This window comes from Sphingomonas sp. Ant H11 (assembly GCF_000797515.1).
Classification (GTDB): Bacteria; Pseudomonadota; Alphaproteobacteria; order Sphingomonadales; family Sphingomonadaceae; genus Sphingomonas.
This window is the reverse complement of the sequence record NZ_JSBN01000002.1, coordinates 76,612-93,424: the sequence shown is the minus strand read 5'-3', so window position 1 is coordinate 93,424 and position 16,813 is coordinate 76,612. Positions and strand designations below refer to the sequence as shown.

The 16,813-nt window shown below is 62.5% G+C and carries 10 protein-coding genes and 2 pseudogenes; all 12 read right to left on the bottom strand.

Features of this window, described 5'->3' with window-relative positions; all coding sequences use genetic code 11:
• Positions 1-30: 30 nt before the first annotated feature.
• Positions 31-776: pseudogene (locus NW75_RS00690) on the bottom strand (HAD-IIB family hydrolase).
• Entirely contained in the window at positions 773-979 is a 207-nt protein-coding gene (locus NW75_RS00685) for a hypothetical protein (RefSeq protein ID WP_010405619.1), read from the bottom strand. The pseudogene NW75_RS00690 and the gene NW75_RS00685 overlap by 4 nt, the downstream one beginning before the upstream one ends.
• Positions 976-1,791 carry a Cof-type HAD-IIB family hydrolase gene (locus NW75_RS00680; RefSeq protein WP_033963066.1) on the bottom strand — a complete coding sequence of 272 codons (816 nt, stop codon included), beginning with the start codon at positions 1,789-1,791 and terminating at the stop codon, positions 976-978. The genes NW75_RS00685 and NW75_RS00680 overlap by 4 nt, the downstream gene beginning before the upstream one ends.
• The gene (gene zwf, locus NW75_RS00675) at positions 1,788-3,218 is read right to left on the bottom strand and encodes a glucose-6-phosphate dehydrogenase (protein WP_029622668.1); all 1,431 of its coding nucleotides are present in this window, start codon (positions 3,216-3,218) and stop codon (positions 1,788-1,790) included. The genes NW75_RS00680 and zwf overlap by 4 nt, the downstream gene beginning before the upstream one ends.
• Positions 3,215-4,197 (bottom strand): annotated as a pseudogene (gene gnd, locus NW75_RS00670) (phosphogluconate dehydrogenase (NAD(+)-dependent, decarboxylating)). Before gnd ends, zwf begins: the two are co-directional and overlap by 4 nt.
• Positions 4,198-4,208: 11 nt before the next feature.
• The gene (locus NW75_RS00665; RefSeq protein ID WP_010405625.1) at positions 4,209-7,016 is read right to left on the bottom strand and encodes a bifunctional transaldolase/phosoglucose isomerase; all 2,808 of its coding nucleotides are present in this window, start codon (positions 7,014-7,016) and stop codon (positions 4,209-4,211) included.
• On the bottom strand, positions 7,013-9,097 hold the full coding sequence (gene tkt, locus NW75_RS00660) for a transketolase (protein ID WP_010405626.1): 2,085 nt from the start codon (positions 9,095-9,097) through the stop codon (positions 7,013-7,015). The genes NW75_RS00665 and tkt overlap by 4 nt, the downstream gene beginning before the upstream one ends.
• The gene (locus tag NW75_RS00655) at positions 9,094-11,499 is read right to left on the bottom strand and encodes a glycosyltransferase family 4 protein (protein ID WP_231564839.1); all 2,406 of its coding nucleotides are present in this window, start codon (positions 11,497-11,499) and stop codon (positions 9,094-9,096) included. The genes tkt and NW75_RS00655 overlap by 4 nt, the downstream gene beginning before the upstream one ends.
• Positions 11,500-11,964: 465 nt before the next feature.
• Positions 11,965-13,368, bottom strand: a complete 1,404-nt coding sequence (locus NW75_RS00650; RefSeq protein ID WP_010405628.1) for an NRAMP family divalent metal transporter — start codon at positions 13,366-13,368, stop codon at positions 11,965-11,967.
• Between the two features lie 86 nt (positions 13,369-13,454).
• Positions 13,455-14,150 (bottom strand): cytochrome c3 family protein, encoded by a 696-nt coding sequence (locus NW75_RS00645; RefSeq protein ID WP_029622670.1) that lies wholly within the window; start codon positions 14,148-14,150, stop codon positions 13,455-13,457.
• Positions 14,147-14,830 carry an iron reductase gene (locus NW75_RS00640; protein WP_029622672.1) on the bottom strand — a complete coding sequence of 228 codons (684 nt, stop codon included), beginning with the start codon at positions 14,828-14,830 and terminating at the stop codon, positions 14,147-14,149. Before NW75_RS00640 ends, NW75_RS00645 begins: the two co-directional genes overlap by 4 nt.
• 1 nt (position 14,831) lies before the next feature.
• The gene (locus NW75_RS00635; protein ID WP_010405631.1) at positions 14,832-16,811 is read right to left on the bottom strand and encodes an FAD-binding oxidoreductase; all 1,980 of its coding nucleotides are present in this window, start codon (positions 16,809-16,811) and stop codon (positions 14,832-14,834) included.
• Positions 16,812-16,813 lie beyond the last annotated feature (2 nt).

Sequence of the window (16,813 nt, the reverse complement as noted above, 5' to 3'; positions counted from 1 at the left end):
CACAGGGGATACCATGCCATAGCAATCGGATCAGGGTTTGAGGCAAGCGAGAATTGCCATCATCGCGGTCCGGGTCTCCGCCACGTCTCGCACGGGGATTACGTCGATTCCGGCTGTGCGAACGGGATCATCGTTGCCACCGGGATAGATCGCGTCTCCCATGAACAGCATAGCCGACTGCGGAATGCCGGATTCCTCGGAAAGACGGCGCATTCCATAAGCCTTGTCGATGCCTTGGCGAGTGATGTCGATGGAGGTTGATCCCCCCACGTTGACGGACAGCTCGGGCAGTCGTGATCGAAGCGCTGCCTGCAGTGCCTTGCGCTTGGCGAAGTCGGGATCCCACGCTTTCTTTGCGTCGAGCGGCGCCTCCTGTCCAAGTCCAGAGAAAGTAATCTGCTCCCGCGGTCCTCGATCCGCTCACCCCATGTCCTCTCGTCCGGAAGGCCCACTTCCCATGGGGCCAGTTCAAACGCCTGAAGAATGCGCCTGCGCTCGTCGGGGTCGAATACATCAGCATAGACCGGCTTCCAGGCATCCGTGAAGCGGTAGAGCTTGGTGCCCGTGGTTGGCATGATGAATAACTGACGGACGTCAGCTCTGATGGGCAATCGCGACACGACTTGTGCTTCGAACTGAGGCCAGTCGCCACCGGAGATCACCGCGACGCCGACGAGATCAAGCAGCTTGGCAAGCAACTCGGCCGTTTCTTGGCCTATAGGCTGTTTGCTCTCGGCCAGGGTGCCGTCAAGGTCGAAGGCGATAAGGCGCTTCATCGGTGGACTCCAATCAGGGTGCTGTCGCTCGGCGGATAGGCGGCGCTCGAGCGATCGGGTTCGATATTCTTCAGGCGGACGGTAACCGGTGCGACGGTTGTATCGAGGATCGCCTGCACGATAGCCGGCTTTGACGGCCCTCCGAACGCGATGAACTTTTCCAAGATGTCGCGGCGGATCCGCTCTTGGCCAGGCTCGATCATCTCGAAGCCTCCATCAGGATGATATTGTCTATCGCTTGGGCAGCGCCGTCCTCCTCGTTCGACAGGGTCACCTGGTCAGCGGCGGAGCGGACCGCATCGGGACCCTGCCCCATCGCAATCGAGAGGCCGGCGCGCGCGAACATCGGCAGGTCATTACGCTCGTCGCCGAGCACGGCAACGTTGGCGAGCGGTACGCCGATCGCGGCTGCCAGCGCGGCGACGCCATCGCCCTTGTTGGCCTGGGGAGCGGTAATGTCGAGATAGTAAGGCTGCGAACGGCCGACAGTCGCAAACTGTCCGAGCGCTGCCGCGATCTCGCCGTCAAGTCGCGCGAGCAATGCATGGTCACCGCTGACGCCGACGATCTTGTCGGGATGAGCGAGCAATGCCGCGAAGTCGTCCTTGATTATCGGCTCGATGCTTGCCGCGCGCCGCTCGCGTGGAACATACACATCGTCGGTTGCTTGGGCATACCAGAGGCCACCCGAGAACAGCCACGGCGTGACGGCCGGGTGCTCAAGCAGGGCGAGTGCTCGCGCGGCGCATTCGGGCTCAAGTTGATCTGCCGAAACGACAGTCCCGTCGGGCCGGACGATCGTGCCGCCGTTGAAGGCACCGATGACGCCTGTGAGCTCCAGCCGTTTCGCGATCCAGAGCATGCCGCTGGGCGGGCGGGCACTGATCAGGCTCACCGCAATACCAGCCGTCCTGGCCCTTCCAACCGCAGAGATCACGCCGTCGGAGAGGCTTTTGTCCTGGCGGAGGAGCGTGCCATCTATATCGGAGACGATCAGGCGAATAGGGCCGCTCATCCAAGGTGATGCCAGCGTCGATGCGCGCGGTGCATCAGCGCATCTGCACTTTCGGGGCCGGCGCTGCCTGCGGCGTATCCCTCGGGGGTGCCTTGCGCCCACAGATCGAGGAGCGGCTGCACGGCGCGCCAGCCACCTTCGATCTGCGCGGCACGCTGAAACAGCGTCTGGTCGCCCGATTGCACGTCATAGAGCAAAGTTTCGTAGCCGGTCTGGTGGCCCACGTCGAAATGGTCCCGGTAGCGGAAATCCATGGCGACCGGCGCAGTGTTCACGACGAGCCCAGGCCGCTTGACCACAAACTCAAGGCTGATGCCCTCGTCGGGCTGAATTTGCACCACAAGACGGTTGGGGGGCAGCCGGTCCACCACCGTCTCCTGGAAAAGCGCCAGCGGCACGTCGCGGAATTGGACGACGATCTCGGTATCACGGGTCGCCAGCGCCTTCCCGGTGCGCAGATAGAAGGGCACGCCCGACCACCGCCACGTCTCCACGTGCAACTTGAGCGCGGCGAAGGTCTCCGTGCGGCTGGCAGGGTCAACGTCGGGCTCATCGAGATAGGCGGAAACGGCCTTGCCAGCGATGGCGCCGGAGCAATAGCGCCCGCGAATTGCCTCGGTCGGGTCGATCGGGCGGATGGCGGCAATGACCTTCTCTTTCTCCGTCCGGATCGCATCGGCATCGAAGCTGATCGGCGGCTCCATCGCTATCAGCGCCAGCAGCTGGAAGAGATGATTGGGAACCATGTCGCGCAATGCGCCGGTGGCATCGTAGAAGCTGCCGCGGGTGCCGACGGTCACCGCCTCGGCCGCCGTTATTTGGACATGATCGACGTAGCGGTTGTTCCAGACGGCTTCCATCATGGTGTTGCCGAAGCGTGTGACCATGATGTTCTGCACGGTCTCCTTCCCAAGGAAATGATCGATCCGGTAGATCTGGGACTCGCTGGCGCGGGAAAGGATTTGCCGGTTCAGCGCCTGTGCAGAGGCAAGGTCGGTCCCGAACGGTTTTTCGATCACGACGCGGCGGAAACCATCGGTCTCGTTGAGCAGCCCTTCATCGCCGAGCTGATTTACGACGGTACCGAAGAAGGCCGGCGCTGTGGCGAGGTAGAAGATCGCGTTCCCGGTAAGTTGGCGGCCGAGAGCCTGATACATAGTCGAATCGGCGAAATCGCCCTTCAAATAGCGGATACGACTGCGGAGCCATGGCCAGTTGGCATCGTCCTTCACGAATTCGTCAAGCGCCTGGCGCAGCTGCTCGTCGTCGCTGTCATGATGGCTGACACCGACGAGCGCCATGTCCTCATTCAGCAAGCCGGCCCGAGCGAGGTTAACGAGCGCGGGTATCAGCAATCGGCGGGCGAGGTCCCCAAATGCGCCGAAGATAACGAAAGTAGCAGAGGGTGCAGTCAGAGCATCGCTCATTGCGGCATCTCGACATGGCCGCCGAAGCCGAACCGCATCGCCGAGAGCAGCTTGTCGCCGAACGTCGTGTCGACCCGGCTGCGGTAGCGCGCGAACAGTGCCGCTGAGAGCACGTAGGCAGGGACCGCCTCCTCCATTGCCGCCTCGATCGTCCAGTGACCCTCGCCGGAATCCGCGACCTGGCCCGAGAACTGCTCCAGCATTTGGTCTTTGGCGAGCGCCGTCGCGGTCAGATCGAGCAACCACGACGAAATCACGCTGCCGCGGCGCCAGACCTCGGCGATGTCAGTGAGGTTGAGGTCGAAGCGCTCGTCTTCCGGCAGCTTGGCGGATGACTTGCCCTTCAGGATGTCGAACCCCTCGGCATAGGCCTGCATCAAGCCGTATTCGATGCCGTTGTGAACCATCTTGACGAAATGGCCCGAGCGGCTGGACCGGCATGGATATACCCCTTCTCGGCACGGGTGTCCTCGTTGGGACCGCCGCGATCCGGTGTGCGTGCGATCGTCCCAAAGCCTGGTGCCATGGCCTCGAAGAGAGGATCGAGACTGTCGAGCGTCGCGGCATCGCCTCCGATCATCATGCAATAGCCTCGGTCAAGGCCCCACACACCGCCCGAGGTGCCCACATCGACATAGTGGAGCCCTTTCATGGCGCACAGCTTCGCCCGGCGGATGTCGTCCTTGTAGAAGCTGTTGCCGCCGTCGATGATGATGTCGCCTGGGGAGGCCAGGCCCATCAGCGTCTCGATCGTGCTCTCTGTCGGCGGCCCAGCCGGCAGCATCACCCAGAAGATGCGCGGGCCCTCCAGTTTGGCTGCGACCTCTTCAAGCGAAGCGGCAGCGGTTGCGCCTTCGCCGGCCAGCATGTCCACCAGCGGCGGGTTCCGATCGAAGGCGACGATCTCGTGACCGCCGCGCATCAGACGGCGCGCAATATTGGCTCCCATTCTGCCAAGGCCGATCATCGCTATACGCATGTGCTCATTCCTCAGTTTTGGGTTGCCGCGATGACAGCTGCGCGCAAGGCTTCGATGCCGCTGCCGTCCTTCTTGATGTGGACCCGCAGAACGGGCCGCCCGCGCGCAGCAAGCACGGCCATGTCGCCGCGCGCCTGCGCAATCTGAATGGTGCCGAAGCTCGCCTTCCTGCCTGGGATCGACAGATCGGGATGGGGATCGCGCGTGATCGTCAGAAACAACCCGCTCGCCGGGCCGCCTTTATAGGCCTGCCCCGTTGAGTGTAGGAAACGCGGCCCAAAACCCGCGACCGTCGCCACCGCCTTGGTAGCACGCACCGCCATCCGCATCGCGGCCATTGCCGCCGCATTCGCCTCGTCGCGCTCGATAAATCCGAGGAAACCGGCATAATGTCCGGGCTTCAGCCGGGCAAAGTGGAGCCGCAGCAGGTTCACCGGATCGCCCGAGCCGAATCCGCTTTCGCCAGCAGCGTAGATCGCCAAGTCTGCGTCTTCCGCGATCGCGATCTCTGGTTCAAGCGCACTGGAAGCTTCATAAGCATCGACGAGCTCGCGCGTGGCGATTTTGGCATCCTCCACGTCGGGCTGGTCGAACGGATTGATCCCAATAACGGCGCTTGCAATTGCCGTCGCGATTTCCCAGCGGAAGAACTCCTGGCCGATCAAATCGCGTGAGGCGACCGTGATCCGGATGAGGGGATGGCCGGCCTGCTTTAGCTGCGCGAGCTTGCTGTCCAGCCCGTCCTCCGCGTCTCCTTCGAGGTGAAGATGCACGAACAGGCGATCGCTCCCGTAAACCTCCGGCGGTCCCGCGGGCTCAAGGTCGACCGGAATAATCCCCTTGCCTTTCTTGCCTGTCGACTCAGCAAGCAACTGCTCGAGCCAGGCCCCGAACGGTTCTAGTCCCTTGGATGCCAAGATGGTTAGCTTGTCGCGCCCGCCGATAGCCGCCTCGCCGATTATCACCCCAAGGCGCACGCCAGGGTTTGCTGCAGGAGGTGAATCGGCACCGCAGGCGAAGACCATTGGCTGGGTTTTCTCGTAGAAATCCTGGATATCGATGCCCATCGCGGCGGCGGGAACCATGCCGAAAGCCGACAGCACCGAATAGCGCCCGCCGATCGCGGGATCCCCTGCGAAGATATGCGCGAAGCCATCCGCCTTCGCGGTCTGGTCCAGCTTTGATCCAGGGTCGGTGACCGCAACGAAATGGCTGCCGTCCTGGCCGGCCGCTGCATAGAAATAGGCGCGCAGGAGCTCAGGCTCCATTGTCGATCCCGATTTGGAGGATATTATGAACAGCGTGTTCGCCGGGTCGATCGCTGCCGCGACCGTCGCGATCTGGCCGGGGTCGCTGGTGTCGAGCACGTGCAGCTTTGGGCTACCCTTTGCGCTGCCGAGGATGCGCGCGATCACCTCGGGGCCGAGGCTCGATCCGCCCATGCCGAGCAGCACCGCGTCCTTGAAGCCTTTGGCTTCTTCACCGAGCATCTTGAGCGTGTCTGGATCAACCTGCTCACTGCGGGCGGCGGCGAGCCACCCGAGCCATTTGCCCTCGTCCTTGCCGGTCCAGAGCGAGGCATCGCCCTTCCACAGCCGGCGCGGCCAAGCCTCGGCGCGAGCGGTTTCGAGGCGCGTGGCGACAGCCTCCTGAAGTCCTGCCGGGAGATCGACTGCCATCAAGTTTTGTCGGCGGCCGAGGAACGCGGTACGCTTGCCCGCGACCGCGCCAAGCAGTGCATCCGCCGCATCGGCGAACAGCGTCACACCCGCCTCGACCAACCTGTCCGCAATATCACCCAGTTTAAGGCCGAGACGCTCGGTTTCGGCCAGCACATGGAGTGCTTTATCCAGATTATCGGTCAGTGTGGCCAGGGCCGTGCCATGGTCACGGAACGCGTCCATCGTCCCAGGCGGCATCGTGTTGACGGTGTCGGGTCCGATCAGCGAGTCGATGTAGAGCGTATCGGGGTAGGCGGGGTCCTTAACCCCGGTCGAGGCCCACAATAGTCGCTGCGGCATCGCTCCCTTGGCGGCCAGCGCCTGCCATCGGTCGCTCGCGAGCAACTCCTGGTACCAGGCATAGGCAAGCTTGGCATTGGCGATTGCGACTTGGCCGCGAATGGCATTTAGAGCCTCGCTTTCCGGGTCGCCTTCCCTGACGCGCGCATCAATCGTCTTGTCGATCTGCGCATCGATGCGGCTGACGAAGAAGCTCGCGACGCTCGCGATCCGGTTGATCGCTTCTCCCTTCTTCACCCGCGCCTCGAGGCCGGCCATATAAGCCTCCGCGACCGCCTGATAAGCGGTGAGCGAGAAAAGCAATGTCACATTGATGTTGAGCCCATCCTCGATCAGTTGACGGATCGCAGGAATGCCAGCCCGTGTGCCGGGCACCTTCACCATCAGATTGGGCTCGGCCACCATATCCCACAGTCGCCGTGCTTCCTCGATCGTGTCGTCGGTGCTGTTGGCGAGATTGGGCGAAACCTCAAGGCTTACATAGCCGTCCCCGCCGCCGAGCCGGTCGTACACCGGTCGTAGATCGGCGGCTGCCGCCTTGATGTCGGCGATCGCCTGGCTTTCGTAGGTATCGGTGACGCTCGCGTCGGCCTTGCCGAGGAAGTTGTTAAAACCCTCGTCATAGGCGTCGCCATGGCCCATCGCCTTCTCGAAGATCGAGGGGTTGGAGGTGACGCCGGTCAGACCGTCCTCCTCAACCAGCTTGCGCAGCCCGCCTTCGTTCAGAAATTTGCGGTCGACGAAGTCTAGCCACACGGCCTGTCCCGCAGCGCCAAGGTTTTTGAGACGGCGGGTCATTTGTTCTTCTCGATCAGATCGCGCGCCACGGCGCAGATATTGTCGACGGTGAAACCGAATTTTTCCTGGAGCTTGGCGAGCGGCGCCGAGGCTCCGAAGGTCTTCATAGTTATTGTCCCGCCGTCATGTCCGACATAGCGGTCCCAGCCCATCGATCCGCCCTGTTCGACGGCGAGCCGCGCGCGCACCGCATCGGGGAACACTCTGTCGCGATAGGCGTCGTCCTGCTTTTCGAACAAATACCAGCTCGGCAGCGAAACCACTCGCGATCGGACGCCTTCGCCCGATAACTTCTCGTGGGCGGCCACCACCATCGGCAGTTCGCTGCCGGTACCGATGAGGATGATCTCGGGATCGCCGCGCTCGGCGTCGCCAAGGATGTAGCCGCCTCTCTCCAGCCCGTCGGCGGACGCATATTTTGTTCGATCGAGCGTCGGGATCGCCTGGCGCGAGAGGATCAGCGCGGTCGGCTCGTGGCTGTGGCTGAGAGCGACCTTCCACGCTGCCGCCACCTCGTTTGCGTCGCCCGGCCGGATCGTGTCGAGCCCAGGGATGGCTCGAAGCGTGGCCAGATGTTCGATCGGTTGGTGAGTCGGCCCGTCCTCGCCGACACCAATAGAATCATGCGTGAACACGAACACGACCGGCAGTTCCATGATCGCTGCCAGCCTTATCGGCGCGCGCATATAATCCGCGAAAACCAGGAAGGTGCCGGTGTAGGAGCGCAGGTAGGATAGGGCCATGCCGTTGGCGATCGATCCCATCGCATGCTCCCGCACACCGAAGTGCATGTTGCGACCTGAATGGTCGTTCTTCCCAAACGATCCCGCTCCCTGAAAAGTCAGGCTAGTCTTGGTAGAGGGCGAGAGATCCGCCGCGCCCCCGATCAGCAGCGGCACGTGCGGTGCGATTGCGTTCAGCACCTTGCCACCGCTGTCGCGCGAGGCCAGCCCCACGGCATCGGGAGGAAAGGTGGGGATTGTTGCCTGCCAGTCACTCGGCAGCTTGCCCCGGCGCAGCAGGTCCATCTCCCTGGCCTCAGCTGGAAAGCTCTCGCGGTAGCGGGCCAAGGTTTCCTCCCACGCCTCGCGTGCCGGCCTGCCGCGTCCCGCAACCGCGGCGTTGAACGCTTCTGCCACACCGTCCGGCACGAGAAACTGGGCGCCTTCGGGCCAGCCATAGGCTTTCTTGGTAGCGCGGACATTGTCTTCGCCCAGTGGCTCGCCGTGCGCCTTCTCGCTACCTGCTCTGGGGCTGCCCCAGCCGATCACCGAGCGGATGACGATGAGGGTCGGCCGGTCATGGGCGTCGCGAAAGGCCGCGATTGCGCGCGCGACGGCCCTGGTGTCGTTAGCGTCATCGACCTGGATGACGTTCCAGCCATAGCCCTCGAATCGTTTGCCGACATCCTCGGTGAAGGCGAGCTCGGTCGAACCTTCGATCGAGATATGATTGCTGTCGTAGATCCAGCAGAGATTTGACAGGGCGAGATGTCCGGCGAGTGATGCGGCCTCACTCGAGACGCCCTCCATCATGTCGCCGTCGCCGCACAGCACATAGATGTTGTGATCGAACAGCTCGAAACCGTCGCGGTTGAAGCGCGAGGCAAGCGCCCGCTCGGCAATCGCCATGCCGACCGAATTGCCGCACCCTTGGCCGAGCGGGCCGGTCGTCGTCTCGACACCGGTAGTCATACGGTACTCGGGGTGGCCCGGGGTCTTCGAGCCGAGTTGGCGGAACTGCTTGATGTCGTCGAGACCGACCGCGGGCCTGCCCGTCGGCTTGCCGTCCGGGTCAATCTCCTTGACCAAGGCCAAGTGCAGCACCGCATAGAGCAGCATCGAGGCATGGCCGACCGAAAGAACGAAGCGATCGCGGTTCGGCCAGTCGGGCGTGTCCGGATCGTAGCGGACGAAGTCCCGCCACAGCGTGTAGGCCACCGGCGCCATCGCCATCGGCGTGCCCGGATGGCCCGAATTGGCCTTCTGTACGGCATCCATCGCCAACGTGCGGATGGTGTCGATCGCGCGCCTTTCGAGTGCTTCGTCCGGTTGAGCCAGCTGTGCCGAGTCCGCTTTCATGAATTTGGGCATCCACAGGAGAGCTGAGATTCTGGGCGGTCTTCGGGAAGACCTGTTCGGAATGCGTTGGGTACCCGCCTGAGAGGTTTATTACCGGCCGTGCAAAGTTCGACCACGCGCGGGGCTTTACTCAACGAGGCATCCTTCTCGGCCGCGCTCAGGATCGCGGTCAGCGCGGAAAGATATGCGAGCGTCGATTCAGCGCCTTGGTTGGCATTGCGCCGGTCCGGATGGAGACCATCGAAGCAGGCGCCTCGTTTGACGTCCACGACGGGAATGCCAAGGTCGTTTGCCCCGAGAAACCAGTTGAATGCACGGCGCGCTTCGCGCTGCCACCATGCGTCGCTCGTGACTCGCGCCGCGGTAAGGCATGCACCAACCGCTGCACAGGCTTCCAGGGGCTGTTGGTCGAATGGCTGCGGATGACGCCGATCGCTTCCAAATGTTTCGGTTCCGATAGGCCGAAAGTGCCCCACTTCGGCCGTCTGCAGCGTCATCAGCCACCGTAGCGTATCGAGGCCGGCATCAAGGTGAGACTGGTTGCCGGTGTCATGGCCGCTTTCGATGAGAGCTTCACACAATCGGGCATTATCATAGCCGAGCCTGTCTTCGAACCAGACCCAGTCGGGCGCAGCTGCGTCACACCAACGTTGGAACAAGCGATTGGACAGTTCTCCTCGCAGCTGCTCCAGGTTGCGATGGCCTGGGAAGCGCCGGAGAAGTTTTGAGATGCCGAGCAGCCCGTAGGCCCAGGCGCGCGGCGTGGTCAGCGCTACCAACGCGGGTGCCATCTCCAGCAAGCGCGCGGCGGCCCATCCGTCCAGGAATCGATCGTCTTTTCGCATTGCGAACGCGCCCAGTGCCCAGACCGTGCGACCATGCGCGTCGTCGGCTCCCGCATCGTCGAGCCATGTGCGGTCGAACCCCATGAAATTATGAACGCGGTTATCCTTTGGCGACCAGGCGTGCTCAACGAACGCGGCATATGTCAGCGCAAGCTGCTCCTCCTGTGGCGTGAGAGAACGCAGCGTCGAGAGTTCAGAGAGAAGCAACAGCGCGCGCGCGTTGTCATCGAGACAGTAGCCGTGCCTCCGGTCCGGAACCGCGAATTTTGTGTGCTGGGTTATGCCGACCATGTCGGTAAGAGCGGCGAGATGGTCCGTCGTTATCGGTGGAAGCGCCCTGTTCCAGGCTTCGTCATTTGAAGGACGTATAGCCCGCGACGCGCCGGAGCGTCTTTCAAATCGGACATCGGAGAAGACTTTCAGGTACTGCTTCGCCACGCTCGACCAGATCATCGCGCGACCGCGCTCGTACGCGCGGGTTCGAATCTCGCTACGCGACGCGCCATCGACGATCAATCGAGCGACGGCAGCTCCGAGTGCATCCGGTTCCGAAAACGGCACCAGAACGCCACAATGGTCGGCGAGCAGTTCCTGCGCATACCAGAAGGGCGTCGAGACGACCGCTTTACCAAGGGCAACAGCGTAGGCCAGCGTTCCTGAAACGATCTGCGCTTCATTGGGGTAAGGCGATAGGTAGATATCGCATGCAGCCAAATGGTCGAGCAGCTCATCCAGTGAGAGATATCGGTCGACAAAGCAAATATTCTCGATGACGCCGAGTTCGGCTGCGAGTGCAACGAGGCTATCGCGATAGCGTTCGCCTTCATCCCTAACGAGGTTGGGGTGGGTTGCGCCGACGATCATATAGAGCAGATTGGGATGGTCGCGAACGAGTGCCGGCACTGCACGAATTGCCGTTTCGATACCCTTGCCTGGACCAAGCAGGCCAAAGGTCATCAACAGGGTCCGGTCTGCAAGTCCCAGTTTGTGCTTCGCCATCGCCGGATCGATAAAGGCTCGGTCCGGAACGCCGTGTGGTATCACGGCGATGTGCTCGGCCGGGACATCATAGACGTCCTGCAGAATGCGCCGTCCTTTGTCCGCCATGACGACGAGGCGCGATGAATGTTCGATGATGCCATCCATGACGCGACGTTGTGCAGGGTTGGGGTTGGCCAGTACGGTGTGTAGCGTCGTGACGATCGGAGCGCTGAGGCCGCTGAGAAGGCCAAGGATGTATTCACCGGCCTCGCCTCCGAAGATCCCGAACTCGTGCTGAAGAGAAACGAGATCGACGTTCGACACGTTGAGGAAATCGGCGGCGACTGCATAGGACGCGGGCGTGGCCTGCTGGATCTCCAGGGCGACATCGGGCGGATAGGCGTAAGTGTTGGCATCGTCCGTCAGCGCGATCGTCGTTGAAGAAAGATCGGAATCGCAGTTCTTCAATGCCTGCTGCAGATCGTTGGTGAAGGTGGCGATGCCACACTGCCTCGGAACGCACGTTCCTATCACGGCAATACGCTTGAGCGGGGGAATGATCACAGAGTGGTTCATGCTCAACCTCAAATATGAAAGTGTCTCTGGGAGTGGCTTACACTGGCTGGAGGCCGCGTCCGCTGCTCCCTCATGATCGCGCCGCGGCAGGACGCCGGTTTCTGAGGAGTGGGATTCGTGACCCGACCATGTTGTCGGGCTTCGACCACCGTCCAGAGTCAAGGCCGATATTCTGTCCCCACGGCCCGAGCAGCTTGGACGCAGGATTGCGCACCCAAGCCGGCTTTAAGGCGTCAGTGCTTGCGCGGTGGCTTGGGCGATTGGCTTGCATTTCCTTGATTTATGTCAGGCACACACACGTAGCGTTACGTAATGTTCACAAGACTTGCTGACCGATGTCGTCCTGAGCGAGGCCGCGCGTCGTTCGGATTCGCGATGCTGCATTGGCTGAGGCGGAAAGCTTCAATCTCAAGCCGAGCTTGACCTGTCAGTGCGAAAGCTGGATCGCTAGGCGCCAATCATCATTTACCGCGCGGCCGGCGCGATCCACGAAACCGTCGTCATGATGGCGACGCCAACCATGACCAGACAGGCCGCGCCACCGAGCAGTTGCAGCCGCCGGGGAATGGGGTGACCGTTCATCGCTTCGGAATCCGAGCCGAGCCATATCACCAGGGCAATAAGTGGGGCTGCAACAAAGCCGTTGATGACAGCACTCCACAGCAGCGCCTGCATGGGACTGATCGGCGAGAAATGAACGAGAATGCCCAGAATGCCGGCCGAAGCTATCACGCTGTAAAAAGCCTTGGCATTCCGAGGTGCCAGCCCAAGGCCCGCACGCCACCCAAAGGCTTCGGAGACCGCATACGCCGCCGAGCCGGCTAGAACCGGGACGGCAAGAAGGCCGGTCCCGATGATACCGCTGGCAAAAAGTGCAAAGGCAAAGTCGCCCGCCAGCGGCCTGAGTGCTTCGGCCGCCTGCGCGGCCGTATCGATCTGCGTAATACCAGCGATATGCAAGGTCGCGGCGGTGGTTATGATGATAAAAATGGCAATGAGGTTTGAAAAAAACATACCGAACCAGCTATCGAGGCTAATCCGGCGCTCTTCGCCGGCGCTGACTTCCGATGTCGAAAGGCTTTTCGCTTTAGCTCTGGCATCTTCTGCTTCCTGGGAGGCCTGCCAGAAAAACAAATAGGGGCTGATCGTGGTGCCGAAGATCGCGGCTACCAGCATCCAGGCGCTTGAGTCCGGCATGCTCGGTAGCAGGACTCCACGCAGCACATCGCTCCATGACAGGTGCACGGCAAATGCCGTAGCCGCATAGGCCAGCAATGCCAGCGTCATCCATCTCAGGAAACGCGCGTAGCGCTTGTAGTCGAGGAAGGTCTCTAACAGCGTTGAGAGCAAGGCGAATATGATGACCCAGAGGTGCGGCGCGCCGCCGCCGATGAGCGACATTGCCGAACCCATCGCTCCCAGATCAGCACCAAGGTTGATGACATTGGCGACCACGAGGAGCAGAACGACCGTTCGGAGCAGCGCGAGCGGGCAGCGCTTGCTGATCGCCGCCGTCAAACCTTCGCCCGTCGTTCTGCCGATCCGCCCGCACGTCTCCTGCACAGCTGCGGCGAGCGGCCAGGTAAGCAACATCGTCCAACCGAGCGTGTAACCGTAAGCCGCTCCCGCTTGCGCATAGGTTGCAATCCCGCTTGGATCGTCGTCGGCCGCCCCGGCAATGAATCCCGGGCCAAAAATCCGCCCGATACTCTGAAGCCGGTGAGCGTGCGGGATCGCCACTTGCCCCTCGCCCGCGGCCTGGCCAGGGGTCGGCGGCAAGTGCAGATCGGCTTCAAGAAGCGTGGTCCCTTGCCCGGCCTGCCCGGGCAAGGGGACACAGCGTTCCGCAGGATCATTGGGCGCGTTCACGGTGACACTCCTCGCCTGGGCGAAGATGTCGCCGGGTTTGATAATTGGAGGGCTCTTCGATGGCAGGTCGGGTTTGGCGAGGATTTTCAGTGCACTTTGACCATGCCGACACCCTTGATATTGTTGAACGAGTCGGTCTGGTGGCAACTGAAGCATTGATCAACCCGCGCCCGTTTTTCACCGCTGATCATCTTGTCCATCATTTCGAAGTGCATCATGTTGTGGCTCGGCGGCGGCTTGTGGCACTGCGAGCATTCGGTGGATTTGGGGCTGGGGTGCAGATACCCGCTGATTTTCCAGCTCGTTGTGGTGTGGCAGCTTGCACAATCACTGCCGAAGAACCCCAGGTGCTTGTCGCGGGGGGCGTGACAGGACTGGCAATCGAGAGGAGTGTCACGCCCTGTCGCCCGTTCGGCGATGCGCTCGAGAACCTGGTGATCCATCCGGACCGGACGGAGCGTGTTTCCCTGATGCTCGATATGGCAGCCACTGCATTCCTTGATGTTGACATGGAAAGCGGTCGAAGGCTTCTTCAGGATTTCCGGCGAAGCTGCGTGGCAGGCTATGCAGGTCTCGGCCTTGATGCCCCGATTGGGTGTATGGCAACTCTCGCATTTGCCCTCGAGAAAAGCATGGGCGTTCGACAGCGAACCGGGTCGAACCGACGCCGCCCATTGCGGCAGCGCGGCGCTGCCCGAGCGGTAAATGGTAAGGGGGATGATGATCGCGGTGGCCAGGACCAGTGTCGCGAGGATCAGGCAGACGATACCAGTCCGCTTCATGGCCACCACCGCAAGCCGAAGTAGACGCTGCTCCAGATGTGGATCGTCAGCAATCCGTACATGATGATCGCAGCGACAATATGCACGACGACCCACTTGTCGAGCGTGGCCTTGATGACGTCGCGTGCAGTAATCGTGAATTCGAGGTCGGATATTGCGCCAAGGAGCGAGTCCAGCGGCAACCCTGACGGATCAACGACGCTTTGATGGCGCAGATCGGCCGATACGGCGGCAAGCACATCATAGCGGTCGCGCAGAACCTTGAGTTCCTTTTGCTGAAACCGCAATTCCTGCCCGACCTGCGCCAGATAATATCGGCCAATGAAGCCCGTGACGACGACAGTCAGCATCGCGATCACGAGGGCGATGCCGATCGGGCTTTGAAACTTGTGCCCCGAATGGATGATTCCGAGCAGAGCGCCGATCGCGCCGGCATACACATGGAAGCTGAGCAGTCCTCCGAGGGAGACGAGGCGCTGCGTGCGCTCCTTGACCCACGCCTGCCGCTTTACGATGCTGTAGACGAGCAGAAGCACGAAAAGCAGGGCGGCGGCGATGCCGAACAGTCCGCCTGCCAGGCTCCCGGGGAAACGCGGTGCGGAATGCAGCAGGAAGGCCGGGACCAGCAGCGCAAGAGCGCTCAGCAGAGCGCCGACCGTTACTTTCTCGGTTTCGGTCATTTCATGCGTCCACCACGAGATCACCCACCGATTTTGCCTGGCAGGCGAGGATGATGCCGTCAGCCTTCTCGTCGGCGGCAAGCGCGTCTTCCACTTCCATCGTCACTTGGCCTTGCCGCAAGGGGACCTTGCACCTTCCGCAGATGCCGACCCGGCATTCATAGTCGATGGCCACGCCAATCGCCTCGGCCGCCTCGAGGACGGATTGGTCGGGCGCGAGCGCGCCGTTCTTGCCGGACTTCGAAAATGAGATCGTCGCCTGCGCAGAAGGAATGGCGGGCGGCGTCTGCGGGGTGGCCGATGCCTGGCTGTCGGTCGCGGTCGCTGCCGGTTCATCTTCAAGGACGGGGCCGCCCTTGGGGGGGGCAAATTCCTCGGTCTTGACCTGCTCCGCCGGCACCTTGAGCTGCGCAAGCGCCGCCTTCACCGCGTCCATCATCGGCGGCGGGCCGCACAGGTGAACGCGCCTGCTGGCGATTTCGGGAACGGAAGCGGCGATGAAATCGGCCGTCAAATAACCGGAAGGCCCGGCCCAGTCGGTCCCTTCGGGCTTTGCGACGATGGAGACGATGTGAAGCTTGTGGTGGCGCCGCGCCAGATAGTCGCATTCCTCGCGAAAGATCAGATCCGTCGGCGTGTTGACACCGTAGAGGAGGTAGATGTCGTGTTCATAGGAGCGGTCCGTCAGGCTGCGCAGCACACTCATCATCGGTGTGATGCCGACTCCGCCGGCGATCAGGACGATCCCCTCGGCTTCCTTGCCGGTGAAGAAGAACCGGCCCGCGGGCGCCGCAATCTCGAGAAGGTCGCCCGTGGCGGCATGATCATGGAGATGGCGCGATTCCAGCCCATATTGTTCGCGCTTGATCGTGAGCTCGATATAGTCGCGCTGTGTGGGCGATGACGAGATCGTGTAGGATCGGCGGACCTTCTGGCCTTCGATCTCCGAGGTGATCGAGGCATATTGGCCGGGCAGGAACGTGAACGGCATCGGCCCGCGGTTCGGTTCCATGAGCCGGAACGTCTTGACGCTCGGGGTCTCGTCGAAGATCGCGGTGATCCGCAGGACGCCTTTCCACAGTCGCGGCGCTGCCGGCGTGGCGCTTCCGGGCGTAGCTGCGCCTGCAGGAGCAGCGGGCGCCGGCACGATAGCGGCCGGGGCCGGAGAGGTGGCCGGCCTGGCCGGTGGTGTAGCCCCGCCTGGTGCGAGCCGCTCCATCAAGCTTGCGATGCGGCGCAGCCGCGCCCATCGGAGTAGCAGCGCCGCAACCAGAGCCGCCGCCAGCAGCGCCATCGCGATCAGGTGCCACCAGGAAAGGCCCGCCAGCTCGTTTCCGTATGCCATCTGGTCGCTTTCGGCAAAACCCGACTGGGTCTTGAACCAGCTCAGGGCAATCTGCCGGGGAGGGCGGCCCTCTTCGAGGCCCCTGAGCGCGCCTGCTCCGCTGTCCGCGAGTGCGAGGCCTTCGCGAGCGCCCCTGATCGCATCCTGGGCTCCTTTCGTGTCGTTCGACATGAGAGCGTGGTGAAGCCGGGCTTGCTCCGCGGTCAGGACCTCGGCGCCCGACCCCAGGCGGGCGAGAGCCGCGGCGCGTACCGTCCGTCGTGCCTCATCGGTCAGGACGGGCCAGTCCATCAGCGAGGGGTAGAAGGGTTTGGCGCCGCCGTTCCCACAGCATCCCGCCGGTCCCGCGCCCATTTTGGCACCCGGCGACGGCGCCATCATCCCTTTCATCATCGCCGCCATGGGATCGGCAGCTTTCGCCGCGGCCGGAGCTGCTGCCCCCATCACGTTGCCCGCTGGCATCGCCGCTGGCGCGGCGGCTCCGCCCGCTGGATGATGCGACGCGTGCTCGGACTCGGCCATCTGCGCCGACGCTGGCGGTGATCCGGAGATCATCGCCAGCGCGAGTGCGATACCGCTCGTCCTCAAAGCCCGCGATAGCTTGAGGCCGGTGATGTTGTTGTGAGGGCGCGTCACCT

Excerpts from the sequence above, each read along its gene's own strand:
- tkt (WP_010405626.1), bottom strand. The coding sequence starts at position 9,097 with ATGAAAGCGGACTCGGCACAGCTGGCTCAACCGGACGAAGCACTCGAA.
- zwf (WP_029622668.1), bottom strand. The coding sequence starts at position 3,218 with ATGAGCGATGCTCTGACTGCACCCTCTGCTACTTTCGTTATCTTCGGC.
- NW75_RS00655 (WP_231564839.1), bottom strand. The coding sequence starts at position 11,499 with ATGAACCACTCTGTGATCATTCCCCCGCTCAAGCGTATTGCCGTGATA.
- NW75_RS00640 (WP_029622672.1), bottom strand. The coding sequence starts at position 14,830 with ATGACCGAAACCGAGAAAGTAACGGTCGGCGCTCTGCTGAGCGCTCTT.
- NW75_RS00645 (WP_029622670.1), bottom strand. The coding sequence starts at position 14,150 with ATGAAGCGGACTGGTATCGTCTGCCTGATCCTCGCGACACTGGTCCTG.
- NW75_RS00685 (WP_010405619.1), bottom strand. The coding sequence starts at position 979 with ATGATCGAGCCTGGCCAAGAGCGGATCCGCCGCGACATCTTGGAAAAG.
- NW75_RS00665 (WP_010405625.1), bottom strand. The coding sequence starts at position 7,016 with ATGACCCGCCGTCTCAAAAACCTTGGCGCTGCGGGACAGGCCGTGTGG.
- NW75_RS00680 (WP_033963066.1), bottom strand. The coding sequence starts at position 1,791 with ATGAGCGGCCCTATTCGCCTGATCGTCTCCGATATAGATGGCACGCTC.